Here is a 25,814-nt window from a genome sequence, read left to right on the forward strand (position 1 = left end):
GTTTGCGGGCTGTGACTCGGCCGCACGTCCCGCTGCATTATGCCGCAATGCCCGGCACGCTGCCCGGCCATGCCCCGATCATCGGTCACTTTAAGGTCGGCTTAAGGTAGGTCTCCTTACGACGAGGCGGAATCCAAAGCTTCGTCAGGCTTTGGATTCTCCAAGGTAAGTCTAGAGCCGGTTCAATTATTGAACGGCATCTTCTCTGCGTAACGCGAAGGTCGGCTATGAGCAGCGAGTATATCCAGGATATGGTTGAAAATCTGAAGGATGGCCGCCTGTCGCGGCGTTCCTTCATTCGGAAATTGGCGGCGGTCGGCATCACCGCCCCGATCGCGAGCCAGATTCTGGCCTGGAATGGCGTGGCGATGGCGAATGCCACGCTCGAATACAAGCCGACCAAGGCCGGTGGTGGCGGCCCGCTCAAGATGCTGCTCTGGCAGGCGCCGACCCTACTGAACCCGCATTTCGCCTCGGGCACCAAGGACCAGATCGCCTCGCGCATCTTCTACGAGCCGCTGGCCGGCTGGGACAAGGAGGGCAATCTCTTCCCGCAACTCGCTGCCGAAGTTCCCAGCAAGGCCAATGGCGGCCTGTCCGAGGACGGCAAGACCGTGACCTGGAAGCTGAAGCCCGGCGTGAAGTGGCATGACGGCAAGCCGTTCACGGCCGATGACGTCGTCTTCACCTGGGAATACGCCGCCGACCCGGCGACCGCCGCCTATACCACCGGCGCCTATGCCAACATCAAGGTCGAGAAGGTCGACGATCTCACGGTCAAGGTGATCTTCAAGGAGCCGACCCCGTTCTGGGCCGATCCTTTTGTCGGCGTCGCCGGCATGATCATCCCGAAGCACCATTTCGGCGAGTACAAGGGCGCCAAGTCGCGCGAGGCCCCGGCCAACCTCAAGCCGGTCGGCACCGGCCCCTACAAGTTCGTCGAGTTCAAGCCGGGCGACATCATCCGGACCGAGCGCAACACGGAGTATCACGTCGCGAACCAGCCCTTCTTCGACACCTTCGAGGTCAAGGGCGGCGGTGACGCGGTCTCGGCGGCGCGCGCCGTGCTGCAGACCGGCGAATACGACTATGCCTGGGACTCGCTGGTCGAAGAGGATGTGCTCAAGCGCATGGAGACCGGTGGGCGCGGCAAGGTCAGCGTCGCGGTGGCCGGCGACATCGAGTTCATCACGCTGAACACGACCGATCCGTGGACCGAGGTCGACGGCGAGCGCTCGAGCAAGAAGACCAAGCACCCGACGCTGTCGGACCCGGCCGTGCGCCAGGCGATCAACCTGCTGATCGACCGCGACTCGATCCAGAAGTTCATCTATGGCCGCGCCGGCATCCCGACCGCGAGCTTCGTCAACCAGCCGAAGCAGTTCAAGTCGGAGAAGCTGAAATACGAGTTCAGCATCGCCAAGGCGAACCAGATCCTCGACGATGCCGGCTGGAAGAAGGGCTCCGACGGCATCCGCGAGAAGGATGGCAAGAAGCTCAAATACGTCTTCCAGACCTCGATCAACGCGCCGCGCCAGAAGGTTCAGGCGATCATCAAGCAGGCCTGCCAGAAGGCCGGTATCGAGCTCGAGCTGAAGTCGGTCACGGCCTCGGTGTTCTTCTCGTCGGACGTCGCCAACCCCGACACCTACACCAAGCTCTATACCGACATCGAGATGTACACCACGACGCAGCCGCAGCCCGATCCGGAGCGCTTCCTCAACCAGTTCACCTCCTGGGAAGTCGCCAGCAAGGAGAACAAGTGGCTGGGCCGCAACGTCTCGCGCTACACCGACCCCGAGGCCGACAAGGCCTATCGGGAAGCGCAGAAGGAGCTCGACCCGGCCAAGCGCGCCGCGCTGCTGATCAAGGTCAACGAGATCTTCTGCGAGGCCAATGTCATCCTGCCGGTCCTGTCGCGGACGAAGGTGGTCTCCGCTGCGCAGAACCTCGCGCATGACCACTCGGGCTGGGACGTCGATACCTGGAACCTAGGGGCCTGGTATCGCAGCTGAGCCATGAGCGGCCCCTCGCCGGGAGCTTTCCGGCGAGGGGCCGCTCTAAAGACCTCCGATCCATCGCCATGCCCCATTTGGGCGTGAAGCGGTGATCGCAATGCAAAGGCCCGGTGGATTTGATCCGCCGGGCCAGACCAGTTTCCGGGCCGGCGGTCTAACGAGATCCATGCGCCAGAGTGCAGAGCGCTGCCCGGTCAGCTGCAGATTTGGGCCTCGACCGATGCCATGGCGTCCCGATAGGAGCGGACATGGATGCCGTCATGGGTGCTGTCCGGCTTGGCGAAGCCCTCGGTTCCGTCGCGGGTGCCGGCGAAGGGGTCGATGAAGGTGCAGGCGTGGCGATCGCAGGCCCGCTTCAGCCTCTCGGACAGCGCGACCACCGCTGCCGGCTCATAATACTTGATCATTCCGGGCTCAGCCGGGGGAACCGCGGCGACGAAGACCTTCGTGGACAGAGCGGCCGCGCTGGCGATCAGCCAGTCGGCATTGCGTTCGAAGGCGTCGAGGTATTTCGGTTGGGTCGGCTTGCGTTTGCGATGCAGATCGTTGGTGCCGATCAGGATGACGATGCTGCCGGGCTTTTTCGTAAAGGCGAATGTCGCCCAATGGCCGTTCATATCCGTCATCTTGGCGCCGCTGATGCCGGCATTGACGACATTGCGGCCGCAGAGGCGATGGGTCGCGTTGATCATCTCGGCATTGGAATCGCCCGCGATGAAGACATAGTCCGGATCGGCCTCGCCGATATGGGCGTTGATGACCGCGAGCCGGGCCAGTAGCGGGAAGTTCTCCGCCGGTTTGCGCAGCGCGAGATAGGTGCCGGTGGCGGCGGCGGCGACGAGCACCACGGCGAGGGCGGTAAGGACGCGGCGGGAGCGGAGCCAGCCAGTAAACGCATCCGGCGCCGGCAGGCGCGCGAGCAGGCTTGCTTCGGTCGCAAGGAGGCGGGGGCGTAGCTTCATGGCGTTCTTTTCGACGAGATGCCAGGAGAGGAAGGCGAGAGCGAAGGCCAGGCACCAGGAGATGGCGGCATTGGCCCACCAGGACTGGCCCGCGCCGAAGGTCGCGACCACGGCCTGCTGGATCGGGAAGCCGTAGAGGAATAGGCCGTAGGAATAGTCGCCCGACGAGACCAGCCAGCTGCGGCGCGGGCTGGTGAGCCCGAGGAAGGCGGTGAGATAGGCGCAGGGCAGGGCGATCAGGTAGTCGCCGCCGGGGACGCTCAGCCCCAGCAGCGTCGCGGCGAGGGCCAGTGCGAACAGCGCCTTGCTCCAGATGATCCGCTTCCGGAACAGATAGGCGCCGATGCCATAGAGGAAGCAGAGGATCAGCACGGGGCCCGAAACGGTGACGCCCGGCTGGTGACGCCTGATCAGGACGTAGATGACGAAAATGACGGCGTGGACGATGAGGATCGTTGCAAGCGCGCGATCCTCCCGGCGCAACAGCCCCAGCGCGGTGATGCCGGCGATGATCAGGTAGCAGTACAGCTCCCAGGGCAGGGTCCAGAGCTGGCCGTTGACCAGTCCTGACCAGGGATTGCCCAGAAACACGCCCGGCAGGAGAAACTGGACGACGCCGAGGATGTTCAGGAAATACTGCCGGAAGAGCGGACTGCTAAAATACTCCGTCAGCGGCAGCGTCGTGAAGATCGCGCCGATGACGATGGCGGCGGCAAAGGTCTCCACGGCGAGCGCCGGCACCAGCCGGATCAACCGCAGGCCGAGAAAGGAGATCAGCGACCGGCAGCGCTCGAGGCTGCCGGCAACGAGAAAGCCGCTGAGCGCGAAGAACATGGGCAGGATCAGCGCGACCGCCGGGCGCCATGCGCCGCCGAAGACACGCAACGTCTCGCCGACGCCATAGGCCACGCCGACCGCATGTGTGACGATGACGAGCGTCGAGAGCAGCAGGCGCAGATAGTCGAAGCCAGCCGGCCGGTTGCCGGCGGCGGCCAGGCGCTCGGCGAAGGAGGGGCCGTTCAGCCACCACCACCTTGTGCCTGCAGCAGCGGTCGCGCCCGGAGCGGCCGGCCCGGCCGCCTCGACCGATACATCGTCTTGCCGTCTCACGGCGCGTCTTTCCTGCCCGTGGATCAGTGCTTCGGCTTGCCGCCGACGAGGATGCTGGCGTCGACATCCTTGATGTCGCGCTTGCCGCAGAGCGCCATGGTGACGTCGAGCTCCTTGCGGATGATGTCGAGCGCGGCCGTCACGCCCTGCTCGCCCATCGCACCGAGCCCGTAGAGGAAGGCGCGGCCAATGAAGGTGCCCTTGGCGCCGAGCGCGACCGCCTTGAGCACGTCCTGGCCCGAGCGGATGCCGCCGTCGAACAGCACCTCGATGCGGTTGCCGACCTGCTCGACGATGCCGGGCAGGGCCTCGATCGAGGACAGCGCGCCATCGAGCTGGCGGCCGCCATGGTTCGAGACGATCAGGGCGTCGGCGCCGCTTTTCGCGGCCATCTCGGCGTCCTCGGGATCGAGGATGCCCTTCAGGATCAGCTTGCCGCCCCATTGCTCCTTGATCCACTGGACATCGTCCCAGTTCAGCTTCGGGTCGAACTGGCTGGCGGTCCAGGAGGAGAGCGAGGACATGTCGGCGACGCCGGTGACGTGGCCGACGATGTTGCCGAACTGCCGGCGCGGCGTGTCCAGCATCTTCAGGCACCAGCGCGGCTTGAAGGCGAGGTTGATGAGATTGGCCAGCGTTGGCTTCGGCGGGGCGGAGAGGCCGTTGCGGATGTCCTTGTGGCGCTGGCCGAGGATCTGCAGGTCGAGGGTCAGGACCAGCGCCGAGCAGCCCGCCGCCTTGGCGCGCTGGATCAGGCGGGAGATGAAGTCGCGATCCTTCATCACATAGAGCTGGAACCAGAAGGGCGCGCTGGTGTGGTTCGCGACATCCTCGATCGAGCAGATGCTCATGGTCGAGAGCGTGAAGGGCACGCCCGCCTTGGCGGCGGCCTTGGCGGCGAGGATCTCGCCGTCGGCGTGTTGCATGCCGGTGAGGCCGGTGGGAGCGAGCGCGACGGGCATCGCAACCGGCTGGCCGATCATCTCGCTGGCGAGCGAGCGATCGGTCATATCGACGGCGACGCGCTGGCGCAGCTTGATCTTGGCGAAGTCGGCCTCGTTGGCGCGATAGGTGCCCTCGGTCCAGGCGCCGGAATCGGCGTAATCGTAGAACATGCGCGGCACGCGGCGCTTCGCCAGCAGGCGCAGATCTTCGATGGTCAGGGGCTGGGCCATGGTCGTTGCGGCTCCAAATTCCTCTCGGCATTGCCTTCGCGAAAACCGATTTTCGCCACGACAATGCCCTGGACAGTCGAGACCTGCTCGGTCGCACAGATGGCGGTGGCAGGCAACACTCCCGGAGCAGGCCGCTATGCCGCAGGCGACGGGGTCGGGGCAGTTGCAGGCAAAACGGAGCGGCTACATTCCGCAAAGTCAGGCTCCGGCCGGCAAGGCTCGGCGGGTGCCTTCTCGCTCGGGGTGGCGTGCGGCGACGGCCCTTTGGGGAGGCGGCATGGCATTCCCGCTTCGGGTGAAGGCGAATTCCATCCCGACGCTTCGTTCCCCATAGAGGTCAGTGCCGGGTGATCTTGGCGAAGTCTTAAATCACAACGTTTCGTCTGCCTTGCCTTTGGCCTCGACAAGGTCGAATTTTCGGTCAATTCTTTATTGCCGGCTTGCGGATTGCGGTCCGAGGGCTGGTGGGCGCGGCTTCGAGGGATATGGCGATGGCGACCGGAACCGTTAAATGGTTCAATACCGAGAAAGGATACGGCTTCATTCAACCGGCGGACGGCGGCAAGGATGTGTTCGTGCACATCACTGCCGTAAAGGAAGCCGGCATGATGACGCTGACGGAAGGGCAGAAAATCGCGTTCGAGCTCAAGACGGAGCGCGGCAAGACTGCGGCAGGGGATCTGAAGCTCCTCTGAACCAACCGATCTCGTGACCTATGCGACCCGCCGCTCCGGTTGGAGCGGCGGAGAATTGTCCCATCGTCGATGGGCGCTGCCGTGAACAAGGCCGGCCTGCCCTGCGCGGCCGGACGGTGGAGCCGTCATTCAAGGCAGATCCGGGAACTCACCCCAGGCCATCGTCAATCCACCAAGCTGAGAAACCACAACCGCGTTGCACGAGATGTTCGGGGCAGGCTCGCCGCCGAACGCCGTCCTGTTTTCCGCACGATAATTCGCTTGCACGAACGACGCTTTTGACATAAAGATATCTTTATATCTTTTTTCGAGCGTGGGAGGTGTTTGCGTGCGACAGCCGACGGCATTGTCCTCCGATGTGCTTCTGGCAGGCCTGAGGGCGGCCGGCGAGGAGACGCGGCTGCGCATCATCGCGCTGCTCTCCGAAGGCGAGCTTTCGGTCTCGGACCTCACCGACATTCTCGGCCAGTCGCAGCCGCGCATCTCGCGCCATCTCAAGCTCCTGGCCGAGGCCGGGCTGGTGCGGCGCTCGCGCGAGGGCGCCTGGGCCTTCTTCCGGCTCGACGAGACCGGGCCGGGCGGGGCCTTCGCCGCCTCGCTCGCCGCGTGGCTCGACCTGAGCGATCCGGTGCTCGCGGCCGACCGTGAAAGGCTCGCCGCCGTCAGGGCGACGCGGGCCGAGGCCGCGCAAAGCTATTTCGCCAGCGTCGCGCGCGACTGGGACCGGTTGCGCGGCTTGCACGTGCCCGATCATGTCGTCGAGGCGGCGGTCGAGCGAGCGGTGGGCGAGGGCACGCCCGGCGCCATGCTCGATCTCGGCACCGGAACAGGGAGGATGCTGGAGCGGATTGCGCCGAAATTCGGCCGGGCCGTCGGCGTCGACGCCAACCATGCGATGCTGGCGGTGGCGCGCGCCAATCTGGAGCAGGCGGGGCTCTCGCGCGTCGAGCTCAGGCAGGGCGACATCTATGCGCTGCCCTTCGCGCGTGGCTCCTTCGATCTCGTCGTCGTCCATCAGGTGCTGCATTTCCTCGACGATCCCGGCCGGGCGGTGCGCGAGGCTGCGGCCATGCTGGCGCCGGGCGGTCGGTTGATCGTGGTCGATTTCGCCCCGCATGAGATGGAATTCCTGCGCAGCGAACATGCGCATCGCCGGCTTGGCTTTTCGCGCCAGCAGATCGCGGGCTGGTTCACCGAAGCCGGGCTCGCCTGCGATCTCTCGCAGGAGGTGACGCTCGCCGATGGCGGCTCGGGTCAGCTCCCGGTCATGCTCTGGCGCGGGCGCGACCGGCGCGTCCAGGCCGATCCGCCGGCCCGCAAGATCAATCTCGAGGTTGCCTGATGAATGCCTTTCGCCCGAGCCGGCACGGTTCGCGCCGTCCGCGCGTCTCCTTCGAATTCTTCCCGCCGAAGTCGGAGGAGATGGAGGTTGCTCTCTGGGAGAGTGTGCGCCGGCTCGAGCCGCTCGGCCCCAGCTTCGTCTCCGTGACCTATGGCGCCGGTGGCTCGACCCGCGAGCGCACCCACGCCACGGTGAAGCGCATGGTCGAGGAGACCGCGCTGAAGCCGGCTGCGCATCTCACCTGCGTCTCGGCCTCGAAAGCGGAAGTGGACGAGGTGATCCGTTCCTATTGGGATGCCGGCGTGCGCCATGTCGTGGCGCTGCGCGGCGACCCGGCCGGCGGCCTCGGCACGACTTACGAAGCGCATCCGGAGGGCTATCACCAGACCTCCGATCTCGTGGCTGGTCTGAAGGCGATCGGCGATTTCGAGGTCACGGTCTCGGCCTATCCGGAGAAGCATCCGGAGGCCGCCTCGCTCGATGCCGACATCGATGCGCTGCAGAAGAAGGTCGATGCCGGCGCGACGCGGGCGATCACCCAGTTCTTCTTCGATAACGACGTCTATTTCCGCTATCTCGACAAGGTCCGCGCGCGCGGCATCGAGATCCCGATCCTGCCCGGCATCGTGCCGGTGCAGAACTTCAAGCAGACGGCGAGTTTCGCCCGCAAGACCGGAGCCAGCGTGCCGCAATGGCTGGCCGACCGTTTCGAGGGGCTGGAAGACGACGCCGCGACGCGCCGGCTGGTGGCGGCGGCCGTCTGCGCCGAGCAGGTGCTCGACCTGATCGACCGCGGCGTCACCGATTTGCATTTCTACACGATGAACAAGGCCGACCTCGTCTACGCCATCTGCCATCTCGTCGGCCTCAAGCCCGAGAAGCCGGCGGCGCAGGCCGTGGCGGCGGAGTAGACTGATGTCCGACTACAAGCCAGCTCCGGTCGATGGCGCCGAGATCGAGCGCTCGCTGCGCGAGGCCGCGCGGGAACGCATCCTCGTGCTCGATGGCGCGATGGGGACGCAGATCCAGGACCTCAAGCTTTCGGAAGCCGATTTCCGCGGCGAGCGCTTCAAGGGTTTCAACCACGACCTCAAGGGCAATAACGACATCATCGCCCTGACGCAGCCCGATGCGCTGCGCGACATCCATCTTGCCTATTTCCGGGCCGGTGCCGACATCGTCGAGACCAACACCTTCTCCGGCACCTCGATCGCCCAGGCCGATTACGGCATGGAGGCGCTGGTCTATGAGCTGAACGTCGAATGCGCCCGCATCGCCCGCGAGGCAGGGGCCATCGCGCAAAAGGAGGATGGCCGCCGCCGCTATGTCGCCGGCGCCATCGGCCCGACCAATCGCACGCTCTCGATCTCGCCGGACGTCAACAATCCCGGCTTCCGGGCCGTGACCTTCGATCAGGTCCGCGACGCCTATGCCGAGCAGGTGACGGGGCTGATCGACGGCGGCTCGGAACTGCTGCTGATCGAGACGATCTTCGACACGCTCAACGCCAAGGCCGCGATCGTCGCGATCGAGCAGGTGTTCCGGGCCAAGGGCATCCGCTTGCCGGTGATGATCTCCGGCACGATCACCGATCTCTCCGGCCGCACGCTGTCGGGCCAGACGGTCGAGGCCTTCTGGAACGCCGTGCGCCATGCCGCGCCGCTGACGGTCGGGCTCAACTGCGCGCTCGGCGCGCGCGAGATGCGGGCGCATATCAAGGACATGTCGCGTGTCGCCGACACGCTGGTCTGTGCCTATCCCAACGCCGGCCTGCCCAATGAATTCGGCCTTTATGACGAACGGCCCGAAGCCACGGCCAAGATGCTGGCCGAGTTTGCCGATGCCGGCTTCGTCAATGTCGTCGGCGGCTGTTGCGGCACCACCCCGGAGCATATCCGCGCCATCGCCGGGGCCGTCGCCGGCAAGGCGCCGCGCCAGATGCCGGAGGTGAAGCCCTATCTCAGGCTCGCGGGGCTGGAGCCCTTCACGCTCGACGAGACCATCCCCTTCGTCAATATTGGCGAGCGGACCAACGTCACCGGCTCGGCGAAGTTCAGAAAGCTCGTCACGGCCGGCGACTACGCGGCGGCGCTCGACGTGGCGCGCGACCAGGTCGCCAACGGTGCGCAGGTCATCGACATCAACATGGATGAGGGCCTGCTCGATTCCGAGAAGGCGATGACGGAGTTCTGCAACCTGATCGCCTCGGAGCCGGATATCAGCCGCGTTCCGATCATGGTCGATTCCTCGAAGTTCCATGTTATCGAGGCCGGGCTGAAGACGATCCAGGGCAAGCCGATCGTCAACTCGATCTCGATGAAGGAGGGCGAGGCGGCCTTCCTCGAACATGCCCGCATCTGCCGCAACTACGGCGCGGCCGTCGTCGTCATGGCCTTCGACGAGGCCGGCCAGGCCGACACCTATGCTCGCAAGATCGAGATCTGCACGCGCGCCTACAAGCTCTTGACCGAGGAGATTGGCTTCCCGCCCGAGGACATCATCTTCGACCCGAACATCTTCGCGGTGGCGACGGGCATCGAGGAGCACGACAATTACGGCAACGATTTCATCGAGGCCACCAAGACGATCCGCGAGACCCTGCCGCATGCCCACGTCTCGGGCGGCGTCTCCAACCTGTCCTTCTCCTTCCGCGGCAACGAGAAGGTCCGCGAAGCCATGCACTCGGTCTTCCTGTACCACTGCATCAAGGTCGGTATGGATATGGGCATCGTCAATGCGGGCCAGCTCGGCTCCTATGACGATCTCGACCCCGAACTGCGCGAGCTCTGCGAGGATGTCGTCCTCAACCGACGCAAGGATGCGACCGAGCGGCTGCTTGAGGCGGCGCCGCGCTTCAAGGGCGATGGTTCGGTCGCGGCGTCCGGCAAGGACCTGGCCTGGCGGGAGCTGCCGGTCGAGAAGCGGCTTGAGCATGCGCTGGTCGCCGGCATCACCGAATTCATCGATATCGACACGGAAGAGGCGCGGCTGAAGGCCGAGAAGCCGCTCCATGTCATCGAAGGGCCGCTGATGGCCGGCATGAACGTGGTCGGCGACCTGTTCGGCGCCGGCAAGATGTTCCTGCCGCAGGTGGTGAAGTCGGCCCGCGTGATGAAGCAGGCCGTCGCCTATCTCATGCCCTATATGGAGGAGGAGAAGCGCCTGAATGGCGGAGGCGAACGCTCGGCCGCCGGCAAGGTGCTGATGGCGACGGTGAAGGGCGATGTCCACGATATCGGCAAGAACATCGTCGGCGTCGTGCTCCAGTGCAATAATTACGAGGTCATCGACCTCGGCGTGATGGTGCCGACGCAGAAGATCCTCGACACGGCGCGCAAGGAAAACGTCGATATCATCGGGCTCTCCGGCCTGATCACGCCCTCGCTCGACGAGATGGTGACCGTCGCCTCCGAGATGGAGCGGGAGGGCTTCGAGATTCCGCTGCTGATCGGCGGGGCGACGACGAGCCGCGTCCATACGGCGGTGAAGATCCATCCGGCCTATGAGAAGGGCCAGACGGTCTATGTTACCGACGCGTCGCGCGCTGTCGGCGTGGTCTCGACCCTGCTCTCGCAGGAGCAGAAGCCGGCCTATGTCGACGGCATCAAGGCCGAATACGCCAAGGTTGCCGCCGCCCATCGCCGCTCGGAGGCCGACAAGCAGCGCCTGCCGCTGGAGAAGGCGCGCGCCAACGCCTTCAGGCCGGACTGGACGAGCTATCTGCCGCCGAAGCCGAGCTTCCTCGGCACCCGCGTGTTCCGGACCTATGACATCGCCGATCTCGTGCCGGTGATCGACTGGACGCCGTTCTTCCAGACCTGGGAGCTGAAGGGCCGCTTCCCGGCGATCCTGGAGGACGAGAAGCAGGGCGAGGCGGCGCGCGCGCTCTGGGACGATGCGCAGACGATGCTGAAGCGCGTCGTCGAGGAGCGCTGGTTCAATCCGAAGGCGGTGATCGGCTTCTGGCCCGCGAACGCCGTCGGCGACGATATCCGCCTCTATACCGGCGAGAGCCGGCAGGAGACGCTCGCCACCTTCCACGGCCTGCGCCAGCAGCTTTCCAAGCGCGATGGCAAGCCGAATATGTGCATCTCCGACTTCGTCGCGCCGGAAGGCGGGGCTCCCGATTATATCGGCGCCTTTGTCGTCACATCGGGCGCGGAGGAGGAACGCATCTCCGAGAAGTTCGCCCGCGACAATGACGACTACCGCTCGATCATGGTCAAGGCGCTGGCGGATCGCTTCGCGGAAGCCTTCGCCGAGCGCATGCATCAGCTCGTGCGCAAGGAGTTCTGGGGCTATGCGCCGGATGAGGCCTTCTCCAACGAGGATCTGATCCGCGAGGAATATCAGGGTATCCGGCCGGCGCCCGGTTATCCGGCCCAGCCCGACCACACGGAGAAGGCGACGCTGTTCGAGCTGCTGCAGGCGGAGCGGCGCGTCGGCGTGAAGCTGACCGAGAGCTATGCGATGTGGCCCGGCTCCTCGGTCTCGGGCCTCTATCTCTCGCACCCGGAGGCCTATTATTTCGGCGTCGCCAAGGTCGAGCGCGACCAGGTCGAGGACTATGCCAAGCGCAAGGGCATGAGCATCGAACAGGTCGAGCGCTGGCTGGCGCCGATCCTGAACTACGACGCCAGCGCCTATCGGTTGCAGGCGGCGGAGTAGGCAGGCAGCAGGCGTCATGCCCGGCTCGACTCGGATTCTCCAGCCGGGGGCCGAGCCCAGCGTCCCTTCCTGAACGAGAGCCTCGGCTCTGCGCTTCGCTGCGTCCGGGAATGACGCCGCGAATGCCGATTATACAGATCGGGCTTGTTGAATTGTCGCGCCGGCTCGTTTAACCCGCGCCGGTCGGGAGTTGCCCGGCGGCAAGCCGGGCGGAGTGACCATGGCCGACGATAACGACGATTACGTCTACGACGAGGCGACGGGCGAGTGGCGCCCGGCTTCGGAGGTGGCGGCTGCGGCTGCCGCGACCGCACGCGTCGAGGTCCGCGATGCTGCCGGCAATGTGCTGGCCGACGGCGATTCCGTCGTTCTGATCAAGGATCTCAAGGTGAAAGGCGCCGGCCAGACCCTTAAGCAGGGGACGGTGATCCGCTCGATCCGCCTGACTGATGATCCCGACGAGATCGATTGCCGCCACGATGCCATCAAGGGACTCGTGCTGCGCACCGAGTTCGTGCGCAAGCGCTGAGGCGCCGGCGACCGGCGCGCTGCGCCGGGGCCTATACGAGACTCACTGTGCCAGGCGCAATGGCGGGCTTGCCAGGGGACGATCGAACATCTGCAAGGTGTTGCCGCCGGTCATGCCGGCGACGTGAAGCGCGGCATGGGCCTCGGCGAAGAGGGCCGCGGGATCGCGGTGGCGTTCGCCATCGAGGACGACGGCGCCGATCGAGATCGTGAAGTCGATCACCGCATGTCCGCGCATGATCGGGCGGGACAACAGATGCTGCGCGTTCTCGAGACTGGCGGCGAGGCGCTGCTGCCCGGCCGACATCCGCAGCAGCAGGGCGAACTGGCTCTTGCCGATGCGGCTGCTGGCGAAAGCATCGGGGAAGAGCCGGGCGAGCCGCTCTTCGAAGCGGAGCAGCAATTCATCGCTGGCCGCTGGCCCGAAAGCATCGACGATGTCGTGAAAATCATCGATGTCGAGCATAATCAGCGCGAAGGTTTCCTGTTCAAAGCGCCGGTCGAGCAAGGCCTGGGCGACGAGGTCCTCGAAGCTGCGCCGAGCCGAGCGCTCGACGAGTGGATCGCGCTGCTTCAGCGTGGCGAGGCCTGTCCAAAGGCCTTTCTCGGCGGTGACATCCTGCTTCGAGCCGAAGATGCGGAACGGGCGGCCATGCTGATAGCCGACGCCGACGATCAGGCGCATCCAGCGCTTCTCGTTGCTTGCGGTGCGAATGCGGCAGTCGAGGGAGAAGGCCTCGCCGGTGCGGATCGCCTTGCTGCGCAGCCGATCCATCTCGGTGCGCGAGCTTTCCTCATAGAGGTCGAGGATCGAGGAACGCTGGATCGTGGAGCCACGCTGCAGGCCGAACAGATCGTAGACCCCGTCGGTCCAGCTCAGCGACACGTTTGCGAGATTACACTCCCAGGCCCCGATGGAGGAGGGCTTGCCGGAAACCCGACAGAGCTCCGAAGCGATGCGCTGCTGCTCGATGTTCAAGGCCATCCCCTCCGGTCGCCTAGCCGGACAAACTACAATAGAGCAGGGGAGTTAAGCGAGCCTTGTGAGAGCTTCCCGGGCATGCGGCTCCTCACGGGATCGCGATCAGGCCATGCGCGCGCCCTGCGTCGCGGCGAGCAGGTCGCGTAACGTCGTGATCGTGGAGGAATCGGCGACGCCGTCGACCTTCTCCGGGCGCCAATGGCGCTGGAAGGCGGCGACGACCGCTTCCAGCTTCTCGTCGAAGACGCCGTCGACCGCGACGCCATAGCCGAGCATGGCGAACATGGCCTGCAGCGCCTCGACCGGCTGGCCGCTCTCGCCACGGGCGAAGAAGCGCCCGCCGCGAATCGGTGGGGCTTCGGTCCAGAGGCCGACGCCGCCTTCCGCGAAATGCCGCCAGGGAAATTTCTCGCCGGGGTCGATCTTGCGGCCGGGCGCAACGTCCGAATGGGCGAGCACCCGCTCGGGTGGGATCGACCAGCGCTCGCAGATGTCGCGGCAGAGGTTCAGCGTCGCCGCGATCTGCGCATCGGGAAAGTCGGGCAGGCCGCCGGGGTGGCCGGGATTGGCGATCTCGATGCCGATCGAGCAGGAGTTGATGTCGGTCTCGCCGGCCCAATGCGAAGCGCCGGCATGCCAGGCACGCCGGCCCTCCGGCACGAGCTGGAGCGTATGGCCGTTCTCGAAGACGAAATAATGCGAGGAGACCTGCGAGACCGGGTTGCACAGCCATTGCAGCGCCTCTCCCGCGATCGGCATGCCGGTGTAGTGCAGGATCAGCATGTCGGGCCGGCGGCCGGGCGTGCCGTCGGGGTTCTTCCGCTCGCCATGGTTGGGCGAGGGAAAGATCTTGGCGGCGAAGCGGCTGTCCGGTCCGGCTGAGGCGGGATTGGCTGCGGCGGAGCTGACGATCTCGTCCATGGGATGGCGTGTCAGGCGGGCTGATGCGAGAGGCGGCGATGCAGGCCGCGCTCGTGCTGGATCGCGTCCCAGGCGGCATTGATGGCCGCGAGACGCTTGGTCGCGATCGCGACGGCTTCGGCCGGAAGGCCCCGCGCGATCTCGCGGTCCGGATGCGTCGCCGCGACGAGGCGGCGATAATGCCGTTTCAGCTCGTCATCGTTCATCTCGCGGTTGGCGCCGATGACCAGATAGGGATCGTCGCGGCGGCGGACATGCCGCGCCTCGATGCGGGCGAAGTCGCTGTCGGCGATGCCGAAGATGCCGGCGACGGCACGGAGATAGGCATGCTCGGCCTCATGGATCGCGCCATCGGCGGCAGCGATCAGGAAGAGGCCGTCGAGCACGTCCTCCAGCAGCGCCGGCTCGTCATGGAACGCGCCCGCGATCTGCGTGGCATAGGCCTCGAAGCCGGCGCTGGTCTGCTTGGCGAGATTGAACAGCGCCTCGACACGCTCCTGCTGATCGGCCGGCACGTCGACGATGCGCCGGAACGCGGTGACCTCGTCACAGGTCACGACACCGTCTGAGCGCGCCATCTTGGCGGCCAGCGCGACGAGGCCGGTGGTGAAGACGAGCTCGCGTGGGGCCGGGCCGAAGGGAGCGCCTTCGCGATCGATCAGCACATGCCCGGCGAGAGCCCCCAGGAGCGCGCCCAACGGGCCGCCCAGCGCGAGCCCAAGCCCGCCGCCACCGAGCGCACCCCAGAATGATGAAGCCATAAAAGGCCGGGTCTCCCGTGAATCCCATGCGCCGAAGCGCGGCTTGCATGATGGGAGCGCGAAGGGCTGCGATCAAGAGGCGGCCGGTCGACGAGCCCGCAACGCGACGGCCTGACGCATCGAATCGTACGAATTGATCGGAATGCGGCGGAAACGTGGCCGTGATTCGCTTTTGTTGCTTCGCGGCGCCTCCCGATGCGCCGGCGAAGCTTATAGGGGCGCCGAATACGTTTAAATACTTCACAGCTTAATATAGATTAAATTCCGAGTTGCACAATCTACATGGTCTTTTTCTGTCGATGACGCCAGATTATGGACACATTCCATCAGCATTTGACCGCACCTTCCAATCAGTTCTGTCCAGATGAGGTTCGGTTCATCATGCGGTATGTCTTTGGCGGTCTCGCTGCTGCGCTCCTGATTAGCCTTCCCGCGATTGCGTCGGCGGGGGAATTCGTGAACGCGGAAACGGACCCCAGGGCGCTGCTCGTTCGCGACGCGGAAATCGCTCGCGAGAAGGCCGGCGACACGACTGGAAGCCTGGGCGCTGCCGCGACCAAGGCGGCGGCGAAAACGGGCAAGGAGGCCCGCGCCGCCGCGAAGGAAGATCTCCGCCACGTCAAGGCCGCCGAGGCGCGTTCCGGCAGGACGCCGCTCGCCGCGCCGGCCGGTTCCGAGGGGCTGAGGGCGCTGGTCGCCCGCCATGCCGCCGAGAACGGGATTCCGTTCTCGCTGGCCGATGCCGTGGTGCGGATCGAGAGCCGCTACAATCCGCGCGCATCCCATGCCGGCAATTTCGGCCTGATGCAGATCCGCCATCAGACTGCACGCGGCCTGGGCTACTCCGGCGGTGCGAACGGGCTGCTCGATGCCGAGACCAACGCCCGCTACGGCATGAAATATCTGGCGATGGCCTATCGGATGGCCGGCGGCGATACCTGCCGCACCGTCATGAAGTACCAGAGCGGCCATATGACGACGCATATGAACGGCGCCAACCGCACCTACTGTGCCAAAGTGCGCACCATCACCGCTCGCAACTGACCGCTATTTTGCGGCCGCGCTTGACGCCGGCCGCGCCAGCGCGCATCTCCCCCTCGCCAGTCGGCCGGACGGCCGCTCCCGCTTGCGGGGGAGGAAAGTCCGGGCTCCACGGAAACACGGTGCCGGATAACGTCCGGCGGGGGCGACCCCAGGGAAAGCGCCACAGAGATCGAACCGCCTTCGGCTTCGGCCGCAGGTAAGGGTGAAAAGGTGCGGTAAGAGCGCACCGCGGGCCCGGCAACGGGGCCGGCATGGCAAGCCCCACCGGGAGCAAAACCGAATAGGGACGATGCTTTCCGCGCAAGCGGGGAGGGGCTGGTTTCTGAGCCTTGTCGTCCGGGTTGGTTGCTCGAGGCGCGCAGCAATGCGCGTCCCAGAGGAATGGCCGTCACGTTGCGGAAGAAATTCCGCAGCCATCCAGAACCCGGCTTATAGGCCGACTGGCACCTACCGGATGCGGAAAGGGCCGGGAGCGATCCCGGCCCTTTCGCTTGTCCTGCACCATGCGGCTCTCAGGCGACCTTCAGCTCGACGTCGATGTTACCGCGGGTGGCGTGGGAATACGGGCAGACGATATGGGCCTTCTGGACGAGGTCCTCGACCACCGCCCTGTCGACGCCGGGAACGGAGATCGTCAGCTTGGCCGCAATGCCGAAGCCGGTGCCGTCGTCGCGCGGGCCGATGCCGATATCGGCGCTGACTCGGGCATCCTCCGGGATCTTCACCTTCTCCTTGCCGGCGACGAACTTCAGCGCGCCGAGGAAACAGGCCGAATAGCCCATCGAGAAAAGCTGCTCCGGGTTGGTGCCGTCGCCACCGCCGCCGCCGAGTTCCTTCGGCGTGTTCAGCACGAGCTTGACGTTGCCGGTATCGGTCGCGGCCTGGCCTTCGCGGCCGCCGGTGGCGGAGCCATGGGCGGTGTAGAGGATCTTCATGGTCGGGTTCCTTCTCTCTCAGGTGAACCAATGCTTGCCATTTAGATTGTGTGCAATTAGATTGTCAACAATGAAATTTGAGATGATCACGCGGAGTTGATTGTCGCTCCGGTTTCGGCTTTGCGTTGAGAAGGCGATGGCAGAGGCATGATGGTGTCCGGGGACAAATCCGACCGCGAGCAGAGCGACGCCGCAACGCCGCGGCTCGACCAGCAATTGTGCTTCGCGATCTATCAGGCGAGCCATGCCTTCAACCGCGTCTACCGGCCGGTGCTGGCCGAGCTCGGGCTGACCTATCCGCAATATCTCGTCATGCTCGCATTGTGGGAAGATGACGGGCCGACGGTGAAGGCGCTCGGCGAAAGGCTGATGCTGGATTCCGGCACGCTGACGCCGCTGCTGAAGCGGCTCGAGAGCGCGGGCATCCTCCGCCGCGAGCGTGACGCGGTCGATGAGCGGCAGGTGCGCATCCATCTGAGCGAGAAGGGCGAGGCCCTGCGGGCGAGGGGGCGTCGCGTTCAGGAGGCGATCGGCTGTGCGCTGGGGGCGACCGCGCCCGGAGCCAAGGGGCTGCGCGAGCAGCTCGGCCTTGTCCGGGATGCCCTGCTGGCGGCCGCCCGCGAGGATTGAGCGGATTTTTTTGCAGGCTCTCGCTCGGTCCGCCGCTTTGAATTGCGGCGGAAACGAGGCGAATTCCCCGTGCTTACGGATACTTAACCATAACGGGCTGTGATGGCAGCGAGCCATCGCAGGCACCGACTCGTGCCGGCGATTCCATTGACGCCCATGATTGCCCATGATATCCCAAATCATCCCGTCGAAGCCGACAGGCAGTTCTCAGATCAGGCTCCGTGTGCCGCGCGGATTTTGGTCGCCGGGCGCTGCTTGCCTGCTTCGACGGAGGGGTTTTCCGCCGCACGGACCTGCGTCCGGCGGTGATGTGGAGAGCAGGCCGGGAGGCGGCGTTGATGGACCGCTTCGTCTCGAACTTCACCAACCGGCTGGACGCCAAGGGGCGCGTTTCCATTCCTTCGAGCTTTCGCTCCGTTCTCGCGAAGGACGGCTACGAGGGGCTTTACGTCCATCAGGGGCTCGACCTGCCGGCGCTCGATGCCGGGGGCAATGCGCTGCGGGCGACGATCGACGACATCCTGGCGCGCTTCTCGCCGTTCTCGGACGAGTGGGAGCTGCTCTCGACGGCGCTGAACGGCACCTCGGAGGTGCTGAAGGTCGACCCGGAGGGGCGGATCGTGCTGAGCGAGGCGCTGAAGGCGCATGCCGGCATCGGCGACGCGGTGACGTTCGTCGGGCATGGCCACAAATTCCAGATCTGGGAGCCGGAGCGCTTCCGCGCCCATCTCGACGCGGCGCGGAGCCGGCTGCGCGACGTCAAGCGGACGCTTGGAGGATTGACCGTTACGGCAGGAGGTTCGAGCTCATGACGGACCAGGGTGACCGTCGTGACGGTGCCGGTGGCGAGGCGCCTCGTCACGTGCCCGTGCTTCTCGCGGAGGTTCTGGCCGCGCTCGCGCCGAAGCCGGGCGGGCGCTATCTCGACGGCACCTTCGGGGCAGGGGGCTACAGCAAGGCGATCCTCGATGCCGCGCCGGATGCGATCCTGCTCGGGCTCGACCGTGATCCGAGCGCGATCGCGGGCGGGGCCGATCTGGTTGCGGCGATGGCCGGGCGGCTGACGCTGTCTCAGGCGCGCTTCGGCGAACTCGCCGAGGAGGCCGAGCGCTTCCGTATGGTCCCGCTCGACGGCGTCGTGCTCGATATCGGCGTCTCGTCGATGCAGATCGATCAGCCCGAGCGCGGCTTTTCGTTCCGCTTCGACGGTCCGCTCGACATGCGCATGAGCGGCGAGGGGCAGAGCGCCGCCGACGTCGTCAACGAGGCCGAGGAAGGGCTGCTCGCCAATATCTTCTATCACTATGGCGAGGAGCGCCGTTCGCGCGCCGTGGCGCGGGCCGTGATCGAGGCGCGCCGCAAGGCGCCGCTGGCCACAACGAAGCAGCTTGCCGATCTCGTCGCCGGCATCGTCAGGGGCGAGCCCGGCGGCGCGCACCCGGCGACACGGGTGTTCCAGGCGCTGCGCATCGCGGTCAATGACGAGCTCGGCGAGCTGGTTCGCGCCCTGCATGCGGCGGAAGCCGTGCTGGGTCCGGGCGGACGGCTGGTGGTCGTCACCTTCCATTCGCTGGAAGACCGCATCGTCAAGCAGTTCCTGGCCGAACGCTCCGGCCGCGTCCCGTCCGGCTCGCGCCATGCGCCGGCGGTCGCGGCGAGGCAGCCGACCTTCCGCCTCGTCGAGAGGGGCGCGGTCGCGCCGTCCGAGGCGGAGATGCGGGCCAATCCGCGCGCACGCTCGGCCAAGCTGCGCGTCGCCGAGCGCCTCGATGCGCCGCCGCGCCGGGCCGAGGCCGGGCTCGTCGCGCTCGCCGGCATTCCCGAACCCTCGCCACGCCGGAGAAGCTGAGCGTGATCAAGTTTCTCCATGTCATCGCCATCGGCGCGCTCGTCTCCTCGGCGGTCTATGCCTACACGATCAAGTACGAGACGACGCTGGCGACCGAGCACCTGCAGAAGCTCAAGACCAAGACGCAGCGCGAGCGCGACGCGATCCAGGTGCTCAAGGCGGAATGGCAGTTCCTCAACCGCCCTGACCGCATCCAGACGCTGGCCGACCGGCATCTCGATCTGCAGCCCTTCCAGGCGACGCAGGTGGTGAAGCCGTCCGAGATTCCCAATCGCGGCCCCAAGGTCGATGCCATCGGCCGCAAGCTCGAGGATCTGGGCCTCGGCCTGCCGACGGAGACGCCGAGGAGCGCTAAGGCGAGCGCGACCACGCCCGGAGCCATGCCATGACCGACACGACCCGGACCGAACAGGCCTCCGCGGCCGAGACGGAAATCTTCGAGGCGCCCGTCCAGCGTTCGCGTCTCGCCTGGCTGCGCGACGTCTTCCATATGAGTGGCGAGAAGGCGCAGCCGCGCGTCGGCCTCGTCATCCTCGGCTTCTCGGTGCTGTTCATCGCGATCACCGCCCGGCTCGCGCTGCTGGCGACGCTGCCGAACGAGCAGGTCGGCATCCGGCGGGCGAGCTCGAACGCGATTTCGGCGGCCCGGCCCGACATCGTCGACCGCAACGGCGAGATCCTCGCCACCGATATCGGCGTCGTCTCGGTCTTCGCCGAGCCGCGCAAGATCCTCGACAAGGACGAGGCGACCGAGCTTTTGACGGCGGTGCTACCCGAACTTGACGCCAAGGATCTGCGCGACAAGCTCGGCACCAAGAAGGGCTTCGTCTGGGTCAAGCGCGAGATCACCCCGCGCCAGCAGGCGGAGGTCTACCGCCTCGGGATACCCGGCGTCGGCTTCCTGCCCGAGCACAAGCGCTTCTACCCGAACGGCCCGGCCGCGGCCCATGTGCTCGGCTTCGCCAATATCGACAATATCGGTATCGCCGGGATGGAGAAGTACATCGACTCGCAAGGGCTGCAGGACCTGAACGGCGCCGGCCTCACCAGCCAGGCGAGCGACCTGAAGCCGATCAAGCTCTCGATCGATTTGCGCGTCGAGCATGTGCTGCGCGACGAGTTGGTCAAGGGCATGGAGCGTTTCAAGGCGATCGCCGCCGCGGGCGCGATCATGGACGTCACCACCGGCGAGGTCATTGCGCTGGTCTCGCTGCCGGATTTCGACCCGAACAATCCGGTCGATGCGCTGGAGAAGGACCGGATCAACCGGATGAGTGTCGGCGTCTACGAGATGGGCTCGACCTTCAAGGCCCTGACCATCGCGATGGCGCTGGATTCCGGCAAGGTCAACATCAACTCCAGCTTCTCGACCGCCGGCGGGATGATGCGGTTCGGCCGCCAGGTCATCAAGGAATATCACGGCACCGGCCGGACCCTGACTGTCCCCGAGGTCTTCGTGCATTCCTCGAACATGGGCTCGATCAAGATGGCGCTGGCCGTCGGCGTCGAGGGCCATAAGGCTTTCCTCAAGAAGATGATGCAGCTCGACCGGATGACGACGGAGTTGCCGGAGAGCGCTGCCCCGATCGTTCCGCAGCGCTGGGGCGAGATCAACACCGCGACCATCGCCTTCGGCCACGGCCTTGCCGTCGCGCCGCTGCAGGCGATCGCTGCGGTCGGCGCGCTGGTCAATGGCGGCTATCTGATGAAGCCGACCTTCCTGAAGCGCTCGCAGGAGGAGGCGATGCAGGTCGCGACCCGCGTGATCAAGCCGGAGACCTCCGAGGCGCTGCGCTTCATCATGCGCATCAACGGCGAGAAGGGTTCGGCCAAGAAGGCGGATGTCGCCGGCTATTTCGTCGGCGGCAAGACCGGCACGGCCGAGAAGGTCATCGGCGGTCGCTATTCCAAGAACAAGAACTTCACCACCTTCACGGCCATCGTGCCGTCCGACAAGCCGCGCTATCTCTTCCTCACCATCTATGACGAGCCGAAGGGCTATGCCGAGAGCGGCGGTTATTCGACTGCGGCCTGGAACGGCGGCGTTACCACGGGCAAGCTGATCGAACGCGCGGCTCCGCTGCTCGGCGTCGCACCGCGCTTCGACCCGCCGCCTTCGCCCTTCCCGCTGATGGCGAAGCTCGGGGCCTGGGGCTCGCGCTGATCTCGGCCTATAACGGTGAGCATGACGATGACCGGACTGAGCCTCGGAGACCTCTTTCCCGAGACCTTCGAGGCTGACGCCGCCAGTCAGCCAGTGCATGGCGTCGCCTTCGACAGCCGCAAGGTCACGGGGGACGACGTCTTCGTCGCGCTTGCCGGTGCCAAGGCGGATGGCGCGCGCTTCATCATGGATGCGGTGGGGCATGGCGCCATCGCCGTCGTTTCGGGCGGCCCGCGCCCGGCGGATCTGCCGGCCGGCGTCGCCTTCGCCGAGGTCGAGGACCCGCGCCTCGCGCTGGCGCTGGCGGCGGCGAAGCTCCATCCGCGCCAGCCCGAAACCATCGTCGCTGTGACAGGGACGAGCGGAAAATCCTCGGTCGCCGACTTCACCCGCCAGATCTTCCAGTCGCTCGGGCGTTCCTCCGCCAGCGTCGGCACGATCGGCGTGGTCACCGCGAAGGGTGCCGATTACGGCTCGCTGACCACGCCCGACCCGCTTTCACTGCATGCCACGCTCGACAGGCTGGCCGGCGAGGGCGTCTCCCATCTCGCGATGGAGGCCTCCTCGCATGGGCTCGACCAGCGCCGGCTCGATGGGGTGCGTCTGAAGGCAGGAGCCTTCCTCAATCTCGGCCGCGACCATCTCGACTATCACCCGAGCGTCGAAGAGTACCTCGCCGCGAAGCTCCGGCTCTGGGAATTGCTGCCGGCCGGGGCGCCGGTTGTGATCAACCGGGACGAGCCCTATGCCGAAGAGGCGGCGCGCGCCGCTGAAGCAGGCGGGCACCCGATCATCGGCGTCGGCCGCAAGGGCGAGACGCTGACGCTGCTGGCCAATGAGCGGGACGGTTTCGTGCAGCGGCTGAGCATCGGTTTCGGCGGTGAGCGGATTTCGGTTTCGCTGCCGCTGGTCGGTGACTTCATGGCCGGAAACGCGCTGGTCGCGGCCGGGCTCGCCATCGCGACCGGCGAGGATAAGCGACGGGCGTTGGGGGCGATTTCCGGGCTGGCGGGGGTGGCGGGGCGGCTCGAACGGGTCGGCGAAGCCAATGGCGCGCTCGTCGTCGTCGACTACGCCCACAAGCCCGATGCGCTCGCCGCGGTCCTGACGACGCTTCGTCCCTATGCGACGGGGCGGCTGATCTGCGTCTTCGGCTGCGGTGGCGACCGCGACAAGGGCAAGCGCCCGCTGATGGGTGCCATCGCCGCCGAGAAGGCCGACATCGCCATCGTCACCGACGACAATCCGCGCAGCGAGGATCCGTCGGTGATCCGGGCCGAGATCATGGCCGCCTCGCCGAGGCTCCTGGAAATCGGCGACCGCGAGGAGGCGATCAGAAGCGCGGTATGCATGCTGATGCCTGGGGATTTGCTGGTCGTGGCCGGAAAAGGCCATGAAACCGGCCAGATCGTGGGCGAGCGCACATTGCCGTTCTCCGATCACGACGTGGTCCGGAAAGCGTTGTCGGAGATCCAGTGATGAGCGCGCCCCTGTGGAGCGGAGACAAGTTGATCGCCGCGCTTGGCGCGCGGTCCGAAGGCGCCGTGCCGCCGGTTGTGACCGGCGCCTCGATCGACACCCGCACGCTGGAGCCCGGCGACGTCTTCTTCGCCATCACGGGCGAGGCGCGTAACGGGCACGACTTCGTCAAGGGCGCGCTGGAGAAGGGCGCGGCGCTCGCGGTGATCGACGAGGCCCATGCGGCGGAATTCAACGGGGCGGGCGCGCTCGCCATCGTTCCCGATGTGCTCAAAGCGATGGAGGCTGCCGGCTCGGCCCGCCGGGCGGAGCTGAAGGCCGGTGTCGTCGCTGTCACCGGATCGGTCGGCAAGACCGGCACCAAGGAGGCGCTGCGCCTCGTGCTCTCGCGCCAGGGCAAGACCCATGCGCCGGTCGCCTCCTACAACAACCATTGGGGCGTGCCGCTGACGCTGGTTCGCACCCCGGCCGGTGTCGCCTATGGCGTTTACGAGATCGGCATGAACAGCCCCGGCGAGATCGTGCCGCTGGCGCGGCTGGTGCGCCCGCAGGTCGCCATCGTCACCACGATCGCGCCGGTGCATCTCGCCGCCTTCGCCTCGCTCGAAGGCATCGCGGAGGAGAAGGCCGGGGTCTATTGGGAGCTCGAAAAGGGCGGCACGGCGATCGTCAATGCCGACATCCCGCAATCCGAACTGCTGCGCGACATCGCCAAATCCGGTCCGGCCGGGCGGATCATCACTTTCGGCGAAAGCCCCGATGCCGATGTCCGGCTCGTCTCCTGCGCGCTGAAGCCCGACATCTCGACGGTCGAGGCGCGGGTGCTCGGCCAACCGGTGACCTACAAGCTGGGCAGCCCGGGCAAGCATATCGTGCTGAACTCGCTGGCCGTGCTCGCCGCCGTCCATGCGCTCGGCGCCGATCTCGCGCTGGCTGCGCTGGCGCTCGCTGACCTCAGGCCGCCGGCGGGACGTGGCGCGCGACAGGTGCTGCAGATGCCGGGCGGACGCTTCACGCTGCTCGACGAAAGCTATAACGGCAACCCCGCCTCGATGCGGGCCGCGATCGAGAATCTCGGGCGCCTGCCGGTCGAGGGCAGGGGGCGGCGCATCGCGGTGCTCGGCGACATGCTCGAGCTCGGTCCGAGCGGGCCTGAGCTGCACAAGGGGCTGGCGGAGCCGCTCGTCACGAACGGCATCGACAGGGTCTTCGCTTGCGGGCCGCTGATGAAAGGGCTCTATGAGAGCTTGCCTTCGGCCATGCGGGGGGCTTATGCCCCCGCGGCGGGCGAATTGGAGCCGCTCGTGCTCGAGGCGGTCCGCGCCGGCGACGTCGTCACGGTCAAGGGATCGCTGGGCTCGCGCATGGGGCCGATCGTCAAGGCGCTCCTCGCGCGCTTTCCCGCCGTGCCGTCCGAAGACTGAACCACCCTCCGAACGTTTCCCGAAAGAACACCAAGACATGCTCGCCTGGCTCGCCGAATTGTCCGGCACCTTCCCCGTGCTGAACGTCTTCCGCTACATCACCTTCCGGGCGGGCGGGGCGACGGCGACAGCGCTGCTCTTCGTCTTCTTCTTCGGGCCGGCGGCGATCTCGTGGCTGCGCATCAAGCAGGGCAAGGGCCAGCCGATCCGCGCCGACGGCCCTGAATCGCATCTCGCCAAGCGCGGCACGCCGACCATGGGCGGGCTGATGATCCTGTCCGGTCTGTTCGCCGCCGTGCTGCTCTGGGGCAATCTGCGCAACCCCTATGTCTGGATCGTGCTGGGCGTCACCGCTGCCTACGGCGCCATCGGCTTCTATGACGACTTCCTGAAGGTGACGAAGCAGTCGCATAAGGGTTTCTCGGGCAGGGCGCGCATCGCCATCGAGGTCGTGGTCGCGCTGATCGCCTGCTACCTCATCATGCAGATTCAGCCCCCGGCGATCTCGTCGGGCTTCGCCATGCCCTTCCTCAAGGAAGCGATCATCCCGCTCGGCATCCTGTTCCCGCTGGTCACGGCCTTCGTGGTGGTGGGCGCCGGCAATTCCGTGAACCTGACGGACGGGCTCGACGGGCTCGCCATCGTGCCGGTAATGATCGCGGCCGGCACCTTCGGCTTCATCTCCTATCTCGTCGGCAACGTCATCTTCGCCAACTACCTGCAGATCCATCACGTTCCCGGCGCGGGCGAGCTTGCGGTGATCTGCGGGGCGGTGATCGGGGCGGGGCTCGGCTTTCTCTGGTTCAACGCGCCGCCGGCCCAGATCTTCATGGGCGACACCGGCTCGCTCGGCCTTGGCGGGCTGCTCGGCACCATCGCGGTGGCGATCAAGCATGAGATCGTGCTCGCCGTCGTCGGCGGCCTCTTCGTGGTCGAGGCGCTCTCGGTCATCATCCAGGTCGGGGTGTTCAAGCGCACCGGCAAGCGCGTCTTCCTGATGGCGCCGATCCACCACCATTTCGAGAAGCTGGGCTGGACCGAGCCGCAGGTGGTGATCCGTTTCTGGATCATCTCCGTCGTGCTGGCGCTGGTCGGCCTCGCCACGCTGAAGCTGCGTTGAGAGCGGA

At 66.2% G+C, this 25,814-nt stretch carries 21 protein-coding genes and 1 other RNA gene; 16 read left to right on the top strand and 6 right to left on the bottom strand.

The features are described 5' to 3' along the window. The first annotated feature begins 227 nt into the window (after positions 1 to 227). The gene (locus tag IED13_RS08720) at positions 228 to 2,015 is read left to right on the top strand and encodes a peptide ABC transporter substrate-binding protein (RefSeq protein ID WP_112763949.1); all 1,788 of its coding nucleotides are present in this window, start codon (positions 228 to 230) and stop codon (positions 2,013 to 2,015) included. A 197-nt stretch (positions 2,016 to 2,212) separates the two neighbouring features. Here the strand turns inward: IED13_RS08720 and IED13_RS08725 are convergent, their stop codons facing one another. Next, entirely contained in the window at positions 2,213 to 4,090 is a 1,878-nt protein-coding gene (locus IED13_RS08725; RefSeq protein ID WP_191123940.1) for an SGNH/GDSL hydrolase family protein, read from the bottom strand. 23 nt (positions 4,091 to 4,113) lie between these two features. Further along, entirely contained in the window at positions 4,114 to 5,265 is a 1,152-nt protein-coding gene (locus IED13_RS08730; protein ID WP_038358912.1) for an alpha-hydroxy acid oxidase, read from the bottom strand. A 491-nt stretch (positions 5,266 to 5,756) separates the two neighbouring features. Between IED13_RS08730 and IED13_RS08735 the strand changes: the two genes are divergently transcribed. The 5 genes from IED13_RS08735 (at position 5,757) to IED13_RS08755 (ending at position 12,499) form a co-directional block, all read left to right on the top strand. Further along, positions 5,757 to 5,960, top strand: coding sequence for a cold-shock protein (locus tag IED13_RS08735; RefSeq protein WP_038358911.1), 204 nt, complete (start codon positions 5,757 to 5,759; stop codon positions 5,958 to 5,960). Between the two features lie 328 nt (positions 5,961 to 6,288). Further along, entirely contained in the window at positions 6,289 to 7,302 is a 1,014-nt protein-coding gene (locus tag IED13_RS08740) for an ArsR/SmtB family transcription factor (protein ID WP_038358909.1), read from the top strand. Further along, positions 7,302 to 8,213, top strand: coding sequence for a methylenetetrahydrofolate reductase [NAD(P)H] (gene metF / locus IED13_RS08745; RefSeq protein WP_113252494.1), 912 nt, complete (start codon positions 7,302 to 7,304; stop codon positions 8,211 to 8,213). The genes IED13_RS08740 and metF overlap by 1 nt, the downstream gene beginning before the upstream one ends. A 4-nt stretch (positions 8,214 to 8,217) precedes the next feature. Further along, complete coding sequence (metH, locus tag IED13_RS08750; protein ID WP_191123941.1) at positions 8,218 to 11,970, top strand: methionine synthase; 3,753 nt, start codon at positions 8,218 to 8,220, stop codon at positions 11,968 to 11,970. 220 nt (positions 11,971 to 12,190) lie between these two features. Further along, a complete protein-coding gene (locus tag IED13_RS08755; RefSeq protein WP_113252492.1) occupies positions 12,191 to 12,499 on the top strand; it encodes an alkylphosphonate utilization protein in 309 nt (102 codons plus the stop codon). Positions 12,500 to 12,541: 42 nt separating this feature from the next. Here the strand turns inward: IED13_RS08755 and IED13_RS08760 are convergent, their stop codons facing one another. From IED13_RS08760 to IED13_RS08770, 3 genes are all read right to left on the bottom strand, one after another. Further along, positions 12,542 to 13,483 (bottom strand): diguanylate cyclase domain-containing protein, encoded by a 942-nt coding sequence (locus IED13_RS08760; protein WP_210323550.1) that lies wholly within the window; start codon positions 13,481 to 13,483, stop codon positions 12,542 to 12,544. A 99-nt stretch (positions 13,484 to 13,582) separates the two neighbouring features. Further along, positions 13,583 to 14,401 carry an N-acetylmuramoyl-L-alanine amidase gene (locus IED13_RS08765; protein WP_081925125.1) on the bottom strand — a complete coding sequence of 273 codons (819 nt, stop codon included), beginning with the start codon at positions 14,399 to 14,401 and terminating at the stop codon, positions 13,583 to 13,585. 11 nt (positions 14,402 to 14,412) lie between these two features. Continuing rightward, positions 14,413 to 15,162 (bottom strand): molecular chaperone DjiA, encoded by a 750-nt coding sequence (locus tag IED13_RS08770; RefSeq protein ID WP_038358897.1) that lies wholly within the window; start codon positions 15,160 to 15,162, stop codon positions 14,413 to 14,415. Between the two features lie 456 nt (positions 15,163 to 15,618). On the opposite strand from IED13_RS08770, the gene IED13_RS08775 reads away from it, so the two are divergent. Together IED13_RS08775 and rnpB are read left to right on the top strand one after the other, a co-directional pair. After that, positions 15,619 to 16,206 carry a lytic transglycosylase domain-containing protein gene (locus IED13_RS08775; RefSeq protein ID WP_166652987.1) on the top strand — a complete coding sequence of 196 codons (588 nt, stop codon included), beginning with the start codon at positions 15,619 to 15,621 and terminating at the stop codon, positions 16,204 to 16,206. 56 nt (positions 16,207 to 16,262) lie between these two features. After that, an RNA gene (gene rnpB, locus IED13_RS08780) (RNase P RNA component class A) lies at positions 16,263 to 16,654 on the top strand. A gap of 64 nt (positions 16,655 to 16,718) precedes the next feature. Here rnpB and IED13_RS08785 read toward each other — a convergent pair. Next, entirely contained in the window at positions 16,719 to 17,141 is a 423-nt protein-coding gene (locus IED13_RS08785) for an organic hydroperoxide resistance protein (RefSeq protein WP_038358895.1), read from the bottom strand. 147 nt (positions 17,142 to 17,288) lie between these two features. On the opposite strand from IED13_RS08785, the gene IED13_RS08790 reads away from it, so the two are divergent. The 8 genes from IED13_RS08790 to mraY all read left to right on the top strand — a co-directional run bounded on the left by IED13_RS08790 (position 17,289) and on the right by mraY (position 25,807). Then, positions 17,289 to 17,771, top strand: coding sequence for a MarR family winged helix-turn-helix transcriptional regulator (locus tag IED13_RS08790; RefSeq protein ID WP_112763957.1), 483 nt, complete (start codon positions 17,289 to 17,291; stop codon positions 17,769 to 17,771). Positions 17,772 to 18,109: 338 nt separating this feature from the next. Continuing rightward, positions 18,110 to 18,583, top strand: coding sequence for a division/cell wall cluster transcriptional repressor MraZ (locus IED13_RS08795; RefSeq protein WP_051987495.1), 474 nt, complete (start codon positions 18,110 to 18,112; stop codon positions 18,581 to 18,583). Further along, the gene (rsmH, locus tag IED13_RS08800; protein WP_191123943.1) at positions 18,580 to 19,620 is read left to right on the top strand and encodes a 16S rRNA (cytosine(1402)-N(4))-methyltransferase RsmH; all 1,041 of its coding nucleotides are present in this window, start codon (positions 18,580 to 18,582) and stop codon (positions 19,618 to 19,620) included. Before IED13_RS08795 ends, rsmH begins: the two co-directional genes overlap by 4 nt. A gap of 2 nt (positions 19,621 to 19,622) precedes the next feature. After that, entirely contained in the window at positions 19,623 to 20,009 is a 387-nt protein-coding gene (ftsL, locus tag IED13_RS08805; protein WP_112763959.1) for a cell division protein FtsL, read from the top strand. Further along, positions 20,006 to 21,784, top strand: coding sequence for a peptidoglycan D,D-transpeptidase FtsI family protein (locus IED13_RS08810; RefSeq protein WP_191123944.1), 1,779 nt, complete (start codon positions 20,006 to 20,008; stop codon positions 21,782 to 21,784). Before ftsL ends, IED13_RS08810 begins: the two co-directional genes overlap by 4 nt. 27 nt (positions 21,785 to 21,811) lie before the next feature. Next, positions 21,812 to 23,263, top strand: coding sequence for a UDP-N-acetylmuramoyl-L-alanyl-D-glutamate--2,6-diaminopimelate ligase (locus tag IED13_RS08815; protein WP_191123945.1), 1,452 nt, complete (start codon positions 21,812 to 21,814; stop codon positions 23,261 to 23,263). Then, positions 23,263 to 24,687 carry a UDP-N-acetylmuramoylalanyl-D-glutamyl-2,6-diaminopimelate--D-alanyl-D-alanine ligase gene (locus IED13_RS08820; RefSeq protein ID WP_191123946.1) on the top strand — a complete coding sequence of 475 codons (1,425 nt, stop codon included), beginning with the start codon at positions 23,263 to 23,265 and terminating at the stop codon, positions 24,685 to 24,687. The genes IED13_RS08815 and IED13_RS08820 overlap by 1 nt, the downstream gene beginning before the upstream one ends. 37 nt (positions 24,688 to 24,724) lie before the next feature. Further along, positions 24,725 to 25,807 carry a phospho-N-acetylmuramoyl-pentapeptide-transferase gene (gene mraY, locus IED13_RS08825; protein WP_113252483.1) on the top strand — a complete coding sequence of 361 codons (1,083 nt, stop codon included), beginning with the start codon at positions 24,725 to 24,727 and terminating at the stop codon, positions 25,805 to 25,807. Positions 25,808 to 25,814 lie beyond the last annotated feature (7 nt).

Origin of the sequence: Allobosea spartocytisi (assembly GCF_014764685.1) — a bacterium.
Classification (GTDB): domain Bacteria; phylum Pseudomonadota; class Alphaproteobacteria; order Rhizobiales; family Beijerinckiaceae; genus Allobosea; species Allobosea spartocytisi.

Coding starts and splice junctions, on each gene's coding strand:
- IED13_RS08810 (WP_191123944.1), top strand. CDS start 20,006: ATGACCGACACGACCCGGACCGAACAGGCCTCCGCGGCCGAGACGGAA.
- IED13_RS08765 (WP_081925125.1), bottom strand. CDS start 14,401: ATGGACGAGATCGTCAGCTCCGCCGCAGCCAATCCCGCCTCAGCCGGA.
- IED13_RS08730 (WP_038358912.1), bottom strand. CDS start 5,265: ATGGCCCAGCCCCTGACCATCGAAGATCTGCGCCTGCTGGCGAAGCGC.
- IED13_RS08785 (WP_038358895.1), bottom strand. CDS start 17,141: ATGAAGATCCTCTACACCGCCCATGGCTCCGCCACCGGCGGCCGCGAA.
- IED13_RS08760 (WP_210323550.1), bottom strand. CDS start 13,483: ATGGCCTTGAACATCGAGCAGCAGCGCATCGCTTCGGAGCTCTGTCGG.
- IED13_RS08735 (WP_038358911.1), top strand. CDS start 5,757: ATGGCGACCGGAACCGTTAAATGGTTCAATACCGAGAAAGGATACGGC.
- IED13_RS08790 (WP_112763957.1), top strand. CDS start 17,289: ATGATGGTGTCCGGGGACAAATCCGACCGCGAGCAGAGCGACGCCGCA.
- IED13_RS08815 (WP_191123945.1), top strand. CDS start 21,812: ATGACCGGACTGAGCCTCGGAGACCTCTTTCCCGAGACCTTCGAGGCT.
- IED13_RS08820 (WP_191123946.1), top strand. CDS start 23,263: ATGAGCGCGCCCCTGTGGAGCGGAGACAAGTTGATCGCCGCGCTTGGC.
- rsmH (WP_191123943.1), top strand. CDS start 18,580: ATGACGGACCAGGGTGACCGTCGTGACGGTGCCGGTGGCGAGGCGCCT.
- IED13_RS08755 (WP_113252492.1), top strand. CDS start 12,191: ATGGCCGACGATAACGACGATTACGTCTACGACGAGGCGACGGGCGAG.
- metF (WP_113252494.1), top strand. CDS start 7,302: ATGAATGCCTTTCGCCCGAGCCGGCACGGTTCGCGCCGTCCGCGCGTC.
- mraY (WP_113252483.1), top strand. CDS start 24,725: ATGCTCGCCTGGCTCGCCGAATTGTCCGGCACCTTCCCCGTGCTGAAC.
- IED13_RS08770 (WP_038358897.1), bottom strand. CDS start 15,162: ATGGCTTCATCATTCTGGGGTGCGCTCGGTGGCGGCGGGCTTGGGCTC.
- IED13_RS08795 (WP_051987495.1), top strand. CDS start 18,110: ATGGACCGCTTCGTCTCGAACTTCACCAACCGGCTGGACGCCAAGGGG.
- metH (WP_191123941.1), top strand. CDS start 8,218: ATGTCCGACTACAAGCCAGCTCCGGTCGATGGCGCCGAGATCGAGCGC.
- IED13_RS08720 (WP_112763949.1), top strand. CDS start 228: ATGAGCAGCGAGTATATCCAGGATATGGTTGAAAATCTGAAGGATGGC.